Consider the following 11,733-nt stretch of genomic DNA (forward strand, 5'->3'; position numbering starts at 1 on the left):
TGACGTCAAAGCAGGGCGGTCGAGAATGCCGGCACGGCGGCGATGGCCAGCAGCCCGACCAGCAGCGCCGCCAGATAGGGCCAGATGCGGCGCATGACCTGGTCGGCGGGCACATTGGCGATCTTGCAGGCGATGTAGAAGCCGATGCCGATGGGCGGCGCCATCAGCCCGATATTCATCGCGGTGACGATGACCATGGCGTAATGGATGTCGTGGATGCCCAGGCCGCGGGCGATGGGGAACATGATCGGCGCCAGCAGCACGATGGCGGGCAACCCCTCCAATACGCAGCCCAGGATCAGGAAGATCAGGATCGAGGCCAGCATGAACACCAGCCAGCCGCCCGGCAGGCCGGTGACGACGGCCATCAGGTCGCGGGCAAAGCCCGATTGCGTCAAGGCCCAGGCCATGGCCGAGGCCGCGCCCAGGATCAGCAGGATCGCGCCCGACATGGCGGCGGTTTCCACCAGCATGGTGCCCAGCCTGCGGACCGGGATGCCGCCGTAAAGCACGACGCCGATGACGAAAGCATAGACCACGGCGATGGTCGAGACCTCGGTCGCGGTCGCCACGCCGCCGCCGACCAGGCTGCGGATCATGAAGGGCAGCACCAGCGCCGGGGCGGCGATCAGCGCGGTCTTGCCGATCAGCGGCAGGGCGCTGCGGCTGACGCCCGACATATCCTCGGCCCGCGCCTTCCAGCGCGCCAGCACCGCCAGCACCACCAGCAGCACCATGGCGATGACGAAGCCCGAGGTGAAAAGCCCGGCGATCGACACGCCGGCGACCGAGCCCAGCACGATCAGCACGATCGAGGGCGGCACGGTATCGGCCATGGCCGCGCCGGTTGCCAGCAGCGCCGTCATCTCGGGCGCGGAATGGCCCCGCCTGCGCATTTCCGGGAAAAGCGCCGGCGCCACCGTCGCCATGTCCGAGACCTTGGAGCCGGAAATCCCCGAGACCAGGAACATCGAGCCCAGCAGCACATAGCTCATCCCCGCCTTGACGTGGCCCAGGAGCGAGGCGAGGAAATTGACGATGGCGCGGCCCATGCCGGTCGCATCCAGGATGCAGCCCAGCAGCACGAAGACCGGCACCGACAGCAGGATCAGCGAGGACATGCCTTCGTCGATGCGGCCCATCATCACGAAGATCGGCGCATGGCTGGCAAAGGTCAGATAGGCCAGCGTCCCCAGCGCGAAGCAAAAGGCGATGGGCACGCCGATGCACAGCAGCACCGCGACCAGCAGGCCCAGCCAGATCGGCAGGTTCCAGTTGCCCATGGACAGAAGCGCCGGCTTGGCGAACCACAGCAGCGCCACCGCCGCCGCGGTGACGGCCAGGGTCGCGGCGATGATGCGCCATTCGCGGGTGCGCAGCAGCGAAAGCACCGCCAGCACCGACATCAGCCCGATCCCGGCGGGCAGGGCCGAGGCGCGCCAGGACATCGGCAGCCCCAGCGCCGGCGAGGTGACATAGCTTTCCTCATAGGCATATTCGACGGCGACCGGCAGCAGCCGCAACAGCAACAGGCAGACCAGAACCTGTCCCGCCACCTCGGCCACCCGCGCCAGCCGCGGCGGCAGCAAGGGCAGCACCACGGTCAGCCGCATGTGTTCGTGCCGGTCCACCGCCAGCGCCGCGCCCAGCATCGCCATCCAGATGAAGCTGATCGAGGCCACTTCGTCGCCCCAGATCAGCGGCTTTGTCAGCACATAGCGAAAGAACACATTGGCCAGCACGGTGACGATCATCACCACCAGCAGGGCGGCGGCGGCGATTTCGACCGGGCGCATCCAGCGTTCGGCGCGCTTGGGTTCGGCCAGGGCCTCGATGCCGCCAAGGGCCAGCTCGCCCTGGGGCTGGGTGTCGGTCAGTTGCATATATGTCCTCCCCTGGCGGCGGGCCCTTCCTTCCCGGCCTGCGATCCACGATGTGGACAGCAGGCAGCCGCGTCTTGTGCCGATTTCTGGGCAGTTCGGCGACAAGTGCAAGAAAAAACTGTCCGGCCCGGTTCGGGGGGCGATTGCGTCGCGGATTGGCTGGCAAACTGGTCCATGATGTGGAATGCCGGGCGCATTGCGCGGGCCGGCATTCCCGGCTTCTATGGCGGCAGGCAGGCAGGCGGACGGGGGCGGCAGGGCATGGCGGAACGGCGGTTGTTCGACGGGATCGTGCAGGACATGGCGCTGCGTTCGGCCGGTTTCATCGTCACGGTCTATGGCGACGTGGTGGTGCCGCGCGGCGGCGTGCTGTGGACCGGCACGCTGATCGAGGTCTGCGAACGAGTCGGCATCAGCGAATCGCTGGTGCGGACCGCGGTGTCGCGCTTGGTTGCCGCGCATCGGCTGCGGGGCGAGCGGCTGGGGCGGCGCAGCTATTACCGGCTGGACGCCTCGGCCCAGCGGGAATTCGACCAGGCGGCGGGGCTGCTTTACGGCGCCGAGGTGCCGCCGCGCGGCTGGCAGATCCTGCATGCCCCCGACCTGGCCGAGGACGAGGCCCGCCACCAGCGCATGGGCCATATGGGCGGCGCGGTGTTCATCCGCCCCGACCGCGGCCAGCCGGTGCCCCCAGGCGCGCTGGCCTTTCGCGCCGCCGACCCGCCGGAACTGGACCGGATCGGGCAGTTCTGGGACCTGTCGGTGCCGCATCGGCGCTATCAGGACATGCTGGCGCGGTTCCAGCCGCTGGCCCAGGCGGGGGCGGCGCTGTCGGACGAGATGGCGCTGATCGCCCGGCTGCTTTTGGTGCATGACTATCGCGGCGCGCTGCTGCGCGACCCGCGCCTGCCGCAAGACGCCCTGCCCGCCGACTGGAAGGGGCACGAGGCGCGGGCGCTGTTTCGCAGCCTTTACCGGCACCTGTCCCCCGCGGCCGAGCGCTGGATCGGCGGGCATTTCGAGGGCCAGGACGGCTTCCTGCCGGCGCAAACCGCCGAAAGCCGGGCGCGGCTGGCGGGGTGAGATCGGGTAATGTGCTGTATTGTAGGGGTAATTGTCGGGCGCCGCCAAACATTACATGGATAGCGAAAAATTCTCTTTCTTCGTGATGTTTCAGCCTGTATAAATTGACCAATCGGTCAGTGAATTGGAGAATCACTGGTCTCGCCACATATAAGGGAGAGAGCATGCAGGACGCCTTCATCTGTGACGCGGTGCGCACGCCGATCGGTCGCTATGGCGGGGCGCTGGCCCAGGTCCGGGCGGACGACCTGGCCGCGGTGCCGCTGAAGGCGCTGATGGCGCGCAATCCCGGCGTGGACTGGGCGGCGGTGGACGACCTGATCTATGGCTGCGCCAACCAGGCGGGCGAGGACAACCGCAACGTCGGCCGCATGGCGGTGCTGCTGGCAGGGATGCCGGTGGCGGTGCCGGGGACCACGGTGAACCGGCTTTGCGGATCGGGCATGGATGCGGTCGGCATGGCGGCGCGCGCCATCAAGGCGGGCGATTGCGATTTCGTCATCGCCGGCGGCGTCGAAAGCATGAGCCGCGCCCCCTTCGTGATGCCCAAGGCGGAAAGCGCCTTTTCCCGCGCCAATGCGGTCCATGACACCACCATCGGCTGGCGTTTCGTCAACCCGGCGATGAAGGCGCAATATGGCATCGACTCGATGCCGCAGACCGCCGACAACGTGGCAGCCGATTTCGCCGTCAGCCGCGCCGACCAGGACGCCTTTGCCGCGCGCAGCCAGGCGCGCTGGGACGCGGCGCAGAAGGCCGGGGTCTTTGCCGACGAGATCGTGCCGGTCACGGTGCCGCAGAAAAAGGGCGAGCCCGTCGTGGTCGATACCGACGAGCATCCGCGCCCCGGCACCACGGCCGAGACCTTGGCCAAGCTGAAAGGCGTGAACGGACCCGACCTGACGGTGACGGCGGGCAATGCCTCGGGCGTGAACGACGGCGCCGCGGCGCTGGCGATCCTGTCGGGTGCTGCGGCAGAGCGCCACGGCCTGCTGCCCAAGGCCCGCATCGTCGCCATGGCGGCGGCGGGGGTCGAGCCGCGGATCATGGGCATCGGTCCGGCGCCGGCGGCGAAAAAGGTGCTGGCGCGCGCGGGACTGACCATCGGTCAGATGGATGTGATAGAATTGAACGAGGCCTTCGCCAGCCAGGCGCTGGCGACCCTGCGCGACCTTGGCCTGCCCGACGACGCCGCCCATGTGAACCCCAACGGCGGCGCCATCGCGCTTGGCCACCCGCTTGGCATGTCGGGGGCCCGGCTTGTGACGACGGCGATGTATCAGCTTCATCGCACCGGCGGGCGCTATGCGCTTTGCACCATGTGCATCGGCGTGGGGCAGGGCATCGCCCTTATCATCGAACGCGTTTGACCCAGGGAGAAGTTTGCCATGTATGCCCAGCTTGTGAAGTCCGAAGGGACGAAGGCCCGCGAAGAGATGACCCCCGAGGAGATCGCCTTTCAGGAGCGCATCGACCGCGGTGAGAAGATCGAGCCCAAGGAATGGATGCCCGAGGGCTATCGCAAGACGCTGGTCCGCCAGATCGGCCAGCATGCCCATAGCGAGATCGTCGGCCAACTGCCCGAGGGCAACTGGATCACCCGCGCCCCCACGCTGGAGCGCAAGGCGATCCTCTTGGCCAAGGTGCAGGACGAGGCCGGGCATGGGCTTTATCTTTACAGCGCCGCCGAGACGCTGGGCGTCAGCCGCGATGAGCTGATGAAGCTGCTGCATGCCGGCAAGATGAAATATTCCTCGATCTTCAACTATCCGACGCTGACCTGGGCCGATATGGGCGCGGTGGGCTGGCTGGTCGATGGCGCGGCGATCATGAACCAGGTGCCGCTGCAAAGGACCAGCTACGGTCCCTATTCCCGCGCCATGATCCGCATCTGCAAGGAAGAAAGCTTTCACCAGCGCCAGGGCTATGCGGTGATGATGAAGCTTGCCCAGGGCACGCCGGCGCAAAAGCGCATGGCGCAGGACGCGCTGAACCGATTCTGGTATCCGTCGCTGATGATGTTCGGGCCTTCGGACAAGGATTCGGTGCATTCGGCGCAGTCGATGGCCTGGAAGATCAAGATCAACACCAATGACGAATTGCGGCAGAAATTCGTCGACCAGACCGTGCCGCAGGCGGAATATCTGGGCCTGACCGTTCCCGACCCGGACCTGAAATGGAACGAGGAAAAGGGCGGCTACGATTTCAGCGAGCCGGACTGGTCGGAATTCTTCGATGTGATCGCCGGCAACGGGCCTTGCAACAAGGACCGGCTGGGCGCGCGCGTCAAGGCCTGGGAGGACGGCGCCTGGTTCCGCGATGGGCTGATGGCCCATGCCGAGAAAGCCGCCGCCCGCCGCGCCCAGGCCGCCGAGTAACCCGTCAGGAACAGCGCCGCCGGCCGACCGGGCCGGGACGCGCAACCAAGTTTAGGGAGAGAACCATGTCCAAGGAATGGCCGCTCTGGGAAGTCTTCATCCGGGGCCAGCACGGGCTGAACCACCGCCATGTCGGCAGCCTGCATGCGCCCGACGCCGAAATGGCGATCATGAACGCCCGCGACGTCTATACGCGCAGGAACGAGGGGGTGTCGATCTGGGTGGTGCCCTCGGCGCAGATCACCGCGTCCAGCCCCTCGGACAAGGGGCCGCTGTTCGAGCCCTCGAACGCCAAGGTCTATCGCCACCCGACCTTTTTCGACATCCCCGAAGAAGTGGGGCATATGTGATGCCGTCGCTGCCCGACATGACCACGCCCCAGGTGGCGGAACTGGCCCGGCAACAGGCCCAGGCGCATCCGGCCCACCCAACCGTGCCCCAGCCCGACGAGGGGCAAGAGGCGCTGTTTGAAACCCTGCTGCGCATCGGCGACAGCGCGCTGGTGCTGGGCCATCGCGTGTCCGAATGGTGCGGCCATTCGCCGGCGCTGGAGGAAGACATCGCGCTGGCCAATGTGGCGCTGGACCTGATCGGCCAGACGCAGCTATGGCTTGGCCTGGCCGGAGAGGTCGAGGGGCAGGGGCGGACGGCCGACGACCTGGCCTATCTGCGCGACGCCTGGGATTTCCGCAACCTGCTGATCTGCGAGCGTCCGAACGGCGATTTCGGCCATACGCTGATGCGGCAGTTCCTGTTCGACGCCTGGCACCATGAAATGCTGAAGGGGCTGGCGGCCTCGTCCGACCCGCGGCTGGCCGAGATCGCGGCCAAGGCCGGCAAGGAAGTGGCCTATCACCTGGAACGGTCATCCGACCTGGTGGTGCGGCTGGGCGACGGGACCGGGGAAAGCCACCGCCGCATGCAGCAGGCGCTGGACGCGCTCTGGCCCTATGCCGGCGAGATGTTTCTGGGCGACGACAAGGATGCCCAGATGGCGGCGCGCGGCATCGCCCCCGATCCGGCCAGCCTGCGCGCCGGCTGGGACGCCACGCTGCGCCATGTGCTGACCGAGGCCACCTTGCAGATCCCCGAGGGCGATTTTTCGCACAAGGGCGGGCGGCAGGGCATCCATACCGAACAGCTTGGCTATATCCTGGCCGAGATGCAGTTCCTGCAACGCGCCTATCCCGGCGCAAGCTGGTAAGCGCCATGGCCGCTGCGACCCATCCCAGCGTCGAGGAGGTCTGGGGCTGGCTGTCCGAGGTGCCCGACCCGGAAATCCCGGTCATCAGCCTGACCGACCTGGGCATCATCCGCGGCGTCGAATGGCAGGGCGACACGCTGGTCGTCCGGGTCACGCCGACCTATTCCGGCTGTCCCGCGACCAGCATCATCAACCTGGACATCGAGACCGCGCTGCGCAGCCACGGCATCGACAAGCTGCGGCTGGAACGCCAGCTGACCCCGCCCTGGACCACCGACTGGATCACCCAGGCGGGCCGCGAAAAGCTGCGCGCCTATGGCATCGCCCCGCCCATCGACGGCACGGCGGCGGACGGGGTGCTGGCCGGGCGCATCGCCCGCATGAGCGGCGCGAACCTGACCATCGCCTGCCCGCGCTGCGGCTCGACCCATACCGAAAAGATCAGCCAGTTCGGCTCGACCCCCTGCAAGGCGAATTATCGCTGCAAGGACTGTCTGGAACCCTTTGACTACTTCAAATGCCTGTAAAAGGCCCCGCTTCAGGAAGGATACCCGCATGGCACGCTTCCACCCGCTGAAAGTCACCGATGTGAAGCGCGAGACGCGCGACGCGGTGGTCGTCACCCTGGCCCCCCGCGACGAGGACCGGGCGCTGTTCGATTTCACCCAAGGCCAATACCTGACCTTCCGCCGCGACTTCGACGGCGAGGAGCTGCGCCGGTCCTATTCCATCTGCGCCGGCAAGGACGAGGGGATGCTGCGCGTCGGCATCAAGCGCGTCGATGGCGGCGCCTTCAGCACCTGGGTGAACGAGACCCTGGCGCCCGGCGACGAGATCGAGGCGATGCCGCCGATGGGCAAGTTCTTCACCCCGATCGAGCCTGGGGCGGACAAGCAGTATCTGGGCTTTGCCGCCGGCTCGGGCATCACGCCGGTCCTGTCGATCATCAAGACCGTGCTGGCGCGCGAGCCGCGGGCGCAGTTCACGCTGGTCTATGCCAACCGCCAGATCAGCACCATCATGTTCCGCGAGGAACTGGAGGATCTGAAGAACCTGTATCTGGGCCGCTTTTCGGTCATCCATGTGCTGGAGCAGGAGGGGCAGGAGATCGACCTGTTCACCGGCCGCATCGACGAGGCCAAGATGGCGGCGCTGTTCCAGCATTGGCTGGATGCCGAGGCCGTGGATACCGCATTCATCTGCGGCCCCGAGCCGATGATGCTGGCCGTTGCCGCATCCCTGCGCGCCCACGGGCTGGGCGAGGGGCAGATCAAGTTCGAACTGTTCGCGTCCAGCCAGCCGGGCCGGGCCAAGGCCCGTCCGGTTTCGGCCCAGGCGGGCGCGGCGGGCGAGGGCGTGGCGGCCACGGTGACGCTGGACGGCGCCACCCGCAGCTTCCAGATGCCGCGCGAGGGCGAGACGATCCTGGAGGCCGCGCTCGCCAACAGCATGGACGCGCCCTATTCCTGCAAGGCCGGCGTCTGTTCGACCTGCCGCTGCAAGGTGCTGGAGGGCGAGGTCGAAATGGCGGTGAACCACGCGCTGGAGGATTACGAGGTCCGCGCCGGCTATGTGCTGTCCTGCCAGGCCCGCCCGATCAGCGACCGCGTGGTCGTCACCTATGACGAATGATCCCGGCGCAGGAGGGGAACCCATGTCCGACACCATGAATATCGAGGACTACCTGGCGCAGGGCGGCGTGCTGACCGCGCCCGGCAACGTGCCCGCCCGCTATCGCGGCGAGCTTTTGCGGCTGATGTCGTCCTTCGTGGACAGCGAACTGGCGGCCTCGGCCGGGTTCGCCGATGCGATCAACCTTGCCCCCGGCATCCGGGAGCGGATCGCCGCCAGCCGCATCACCCTGGAAAAGGCCGATCATGCCGAACGGGTGCTGCGGGTGATGGCCGAGTTCGGCACCGATGCCGGGCGCTACCAGACCAGCCATGACTGGGCCGCGCGGGTGGAGCGCGGAGCCGACCTGGGCGCGGCGCGCCGGCCCGGCGACATGCGGCTGTCGGTGTTTCACTATCCCATCGCCGGCTGGACCGACGCGGTGGTGATGAACGTGCTGCAAGGGCTGGCGACCGGGGTGCAGATGACCGAACTGACCCGCGTATCCTACGCGCCCCTGGCCGAGGTGTTCCGCGAGATCGCCCCGCGCGAGGCGCGCCATGCCGAACTGGGCCGAGAGGGGCTGGAGCAGATCGCCCAGACCGAAGCGGGGCGCGAGGAAGCCCGCGCCGCCATCGCCTATTGGCGGCCACGCGTCGCCGCGGGCTTTGGCGTGACGCATTCGGCGCGCCACGACACCCTGGCGCGGTTCGGCCTGCGCCACAGCCCGAACGAGGCGCTGCTGGCGCGCTGGCAGGCGCTGGTGTCGGAACATCTGGCCGCGCTTGGCCTCTGAACCGGCGCTTGCGGCCGCGCTTCCCGACGGGCGGGGCCTTGCCGCCTGACCAAAACGAAGACTGACCAAGGAAACGCCCATGACCACTCCGCGCCGTCTTGAAAGCTATGTCTGCGGGCGCTGGACCCCCGGCGACAAGCCGGGCCAGACCCTGCTGGACGCCGCCACCGGCGCGCCGGTGGCCGTGATCGACGCGACCGGCATCGACTTTGCCGCAGCCCTGGCCCATGGCCGCGAGGCGGCGGGGCCGAAACTGCGCGCCATGTCGTTTCACGAACGCGCCGGGATGCTCAAGGCCCTGGGCCTGGCGCTGATGGCGCAGAAAGAAGAGTTCTACGCCGAAAGCCTGCATACCGGCGCCACCCGCACCGACGGCTGGGTGGATATCGAGGGCGGCATCGGCACCATGCTGGCCTTTGCCTCCAAGGCGCGGCGCGAATTGCCCAATGCCCGCCTGCTGACCGATGGCGAGGTCGAGGTGCTGTCCAGGGACGGCAGCTTCGTCGCCCAGCATATCCTGACGCCGCTGCATGGCGTGGCGGTGCATATCAATGCCTATAACTTCCCGATCTGGGGGATGCTGGAAAAGATCGCGCCGACGCTGCTGGCCGGGGTGCCCTGCCTGGTCAAGCCCGCCAGCCAGACCGCCTATCTGACCGAATTGATGGTGCGCCGCATCGTCGAGACCGGCATCCTGCCCGAAGGCGCGCTGCAACTGATCTGCGGCTCGGTCGGGGATCTGCTGGACCATGTGACCGAACAGGACGCGGTGACCTTTACCGGCTCGGCCTGGACCGGGCGCAAGCTCAGGACCCATCCGGCGGTGATCGCCAATTCCGTGCGCTTCACCATGGAGGCGGACAGCCTGAACGCGGCCATCCTTGGCCCCGACGCGGTGGCCGGCACGCCCGAGTTCGACCTGTTCGTGCGCGAGGTCGCGCGCGAGATGACGGTCAAGGCCGGGCAGAAATGCACTGCCATCCGCCGCGTCATCGCGCCCCGCGCCCAGGTCGATGCGCTGGTCGCCGCGCTGGATCAGCGGCTGGGCAAGACGCCCCTTGGCCTGCCGGGCGACGAGGGGGTGCGCATGGGGCCGCTGGCCAGCCTGGGCCAGCGCGAGGAAGTGCGCGAGCGCATCCGCGACCTGCAAGCCGCGGCCGAGATCGTGGCGGGTGACCCCGACGCGGTGCGCGTGACCTCGGGCGATGCCGAAAGCGGCGCGTTCCTGAACCCGGTGCTGATGTATGCGGCCCAGCCCTTTGCCGCGGCGGCGGTGCACGAGGTCGAGGCGTTCGGACCCGTCGCCACGGTCATGCCCTATGACGGGCTGGACGAGGCGCTGGCGCTGGCGCGGCTGGGCCGCGGCTCGCTGGTCACGTCGGTCTTTACCGACGACCCGGCGGTCGCCCGCGACCTGGTGCTGGGCGCGGCGCCCTGGCACGGGCGGGTGATGATCGGCAACCGGGGCTCGGCCAAATCCTCGACCGGGCATGGCTCGCCTTTGGCGCCGCTGGTCCATGGCGGGCCGGGCCGCGCGGGCGGCGGCGAGGAAATGGGCGGCATCCGCGGCGTCAAGCATTACATGCAGCGCACGGCGGTGCAGGGCACGCCGCGGCTTTTGTCGGCCGTCACCGGGCGCTGGATCCCCGGCGCCGATGTGCAGCAGGGCGAACACCCGTTCCGCAAGTCCCTGGCCGAACTGCGCATCGGCGACCAGCTTGTCACCGCGGCGCGCATCGTCACCCGCGAGGATGTCGAACATTTCGCCCAGTTCACCGGCGACACCTTTTACGCCCATATGGACGAGGCGGCGGCGCGGGCGAACCCGTTCTTCGACGGCCGGGTGGCGCATGGCTATCTGGTCGCAAGCTTTGCGGCGGGGCTGTTCGTCGAACCCGATCCCGGCCCGGTCCTGGCCAATTACGGCGTGGACAACCTGCGCTTCCTGACCCCGGTCTATTTCGGCGACAGCTTGCAGGTGCGGCTGACCTGCAAGGAGATCAACCCGCGCGAGAATGCCGGCCATGGCGAGGTGCGCTGGGATTGCCAGGTGACGAACCAGAAGGCCGAGGTGGTGGCGCAATACGATGTGCTGACCATGGTGGCCAAGACATGGCCGCAGGCTGCCGCGGCCGAGTGACGGCGCCGGCGGCAAAGCCGTCCTGCCCGGCCGAAAGCCCGGTCCCGGCGACAGGCGACGGATCGCCGGGCGGGCGAAAGCCGGTTTCCGCCCCCGGGCAGGCAAAGGGTGACGGCGGCGCGGTTTGCGGTTAAACCCGTCCGCGCAGCGTCGCCCCTTGTTCCCTTCGTCCACGGCAATTCCCCGCCATGTCCCGCAAATCCCTTGCCACCTCTGCCATCCTGTGGCTGACGCTTTTCCGTCGCCGTGCCTTTGCGCGGGGCAACGAGATCGGGCTTATCCTGCTGGGGATTGCGGCGGGGGGGCTTGCCGGGCTGGTGGTGGCGGCGGTGGGCAGCCTTGCGGCGCTGCTGCACCGGCTGCTTTACGGGGTGGGCTTTGCCCAGGGCCTGAGCGGCGCCGGGCTGGAGCGGGGCTGGCCGCTGCTGGCGATCCCGGCCGCCGGCGGGCTGCTCAGCGCCCTGCTGGTGCGGCTGCGCCGCCGCCGCGGGCCGATCGTCGACCCGATCGAGGCCAATGCGCTTTACGGCGGCCGCATGTCGCTGACCGACAGCATCTGGGTGACGCTGCAAAACCTGGCCTCGAACGGCTTCGGCCTGTCGGCGGGGCTGGAGGCGGCCTATACCCAGCTTTCCTCG

General features: G+C 68.2%; 10 protein-coding genes and 1 pseudogene. 10 read left to right on the top strand and 1 reads right to left on the bottom strand.

Going from position 1 to position 11,733, the window contains the following annotated elements; genetic code table 11:
- Positions 1 to 5 precede the first annotated feature (5 nt).
- Entirely contained in the window at positions 6 to 1,883 is a 1,878-nt protein-coding gene (locus F3H32_RS12745; protein ID WP_149766185.1) for a TRAP transporter large permease, read from the bottom strand.
- A gap of 174 nt (positions 1,884 to 2,057) precedes the next feature.
- Here F3H32_RS12745 and F3H32_RS12750 point away from each other — a divergent pair, with 174 nt between their 5' ends.
- The 10 genes and pseudogenes from F3H32_RS12750 to F3H32_RS12795 all read left to right on the top strand — a co-directional run.
- The gene (locus F3H32_RS12750; RefSeq protein ID WP_223191443.1) at positions 2,058 to 2,966 is read left to right on the top strand and encodes a PaaX family transcriptional regulator C-terminal domain-containing protein; all 909 of its coding nucleotides are present in this window, start codon (positions 2,058 to 2,060) and stop codon (positions 2,964 to 2,966) included.
- Between the two features lie 164 nt (positions 2,967 to 3,130).
- Positions 3,131 to 4,336 (top strand): 3-oxoadipyl-CoA thiolase, encoded by a 1,206-nt coding sequence (gene pcaF / locus F3H32_RS12755; protein ID WP_149766186.1) that lies wholly within the window; start codon positions 3,131 to 3,133, stop codon positions 4,334 to 4,336.
- Between the two features lie 18 nt (positions 4,337 to 4,354).
- Positions 4,355 to 5,344 (top strand): 1,2-phenylacetyl-CoA epoxidase subunit PaaA, encoded by a 990-nt coding sequence (gene paaA, locus F3H32_RS12760; RefSeq protein WP_149766187.1) that lies wholly within the window; start codon positions 4,355 to 4,357, stop codon positions 5,342 to 5,344.
- A gap of 65 nt (positions 5,345 to 5,409) precedes the next feature.
- Entirely contained in the window at positions 5,410 to 5,694 is a 285-nt protein-coding gene (gene paaB / locus F3H32_RS12765; RefSeq protein ID WP_024843406.1) for a 1,2-phenylacetyl-CoA epoxidase subunit PaaB, read from the top strand.
- Positions 5,694 to 6,548, top strand: coding sequence for a 1,2-phenylacetyl-CoA epoxidase subunit PaaC (gene paaC, locus F3H32_RS12770; protein ID WP_149766188.1), 855 nt, complete (start codon positions 5,694 to 5,696; stop codon positions 6,546 to 6,548). The genes paaB and paaC overlap by 1 nt, the downstream gene beginning before the upstream one ends.
- Before the next feature lie 5 nt (positions 6,549 to 6,553).
- Positions 6,554 to 7,075, top strand: a complete 522-nt coding sequence (paaD, locus tag F3H32_RS12775; RefSeq protein ID WP_149766189.1) for a 1,2-phenylacetyl-CoA epoxidase subunit PaaD — start codon at positions 6,554 to 6,556, stop codon at positions 7,073 to 7,075.
- Positions 7,076 to 7,103: 28 nt separating this feature from the next.
- Positions 7,104 to 8,180 carry a 1,2-phenylacetyl-CoA epoxidase subunit PaaE gene (gene paaE, locus F3H32_RS12780; protein WP_149766190.1) on the top strand — a complete coding sequence of 359 codons (1,077 nt, stop codon included), beginning with the start codon at positions 7,104 to 7,106 and terminating at the stop codon, positions 8,178 to 8,180.
- 22 nt (positions 8,181 to 8,202) lie between these two features.
- On the top strand, positions 8,203 to 8,955 hold the full coding sequence (locus F3H32_RS12785) for a Phenylacetic acid catabolic protein (protein ID WP_149766191.1): 753 nt from the start codon (positions 8,203 to 8,205) through the stop codon (positions 8,953 to 8,955).
- A gap of 79 nt (positions 8,956 to 9,034) precedes the next feature.
- Positions 9,035 to 11,095: a phenylacetic acid degradation bifunctional protein PaaZ gene (paaZ, locus tag F3H32_RS12790; protein ID WP_149766192.1), complete on the top strand. Its 2,061-nt coding sequence runs from the start codon at positions 9,035 to 9,037 to the stop codon at positions 11,093 to 11,095.
- A gap of 188 nt (positions 11,096 to 11,283) precedes the next feature.
- A pseudogene (locus tag F3H32_RS12795) lies at positions 11,284 to 11,733 on the top strand (hypothetical protein); the annotation flags it as partial.

The sequence above is a fragment of the Paracoccus thiocyanatus genome, assembly GCF_900156255.1.
Taxonomy (GTDB): domain Bacteria; phylum Pseudomonadota; class Alphaproteobacteria; order Rhodobacterales; family Rhodobacteraceae; genus Paracoccus; species Paracoccus thiocyanatus.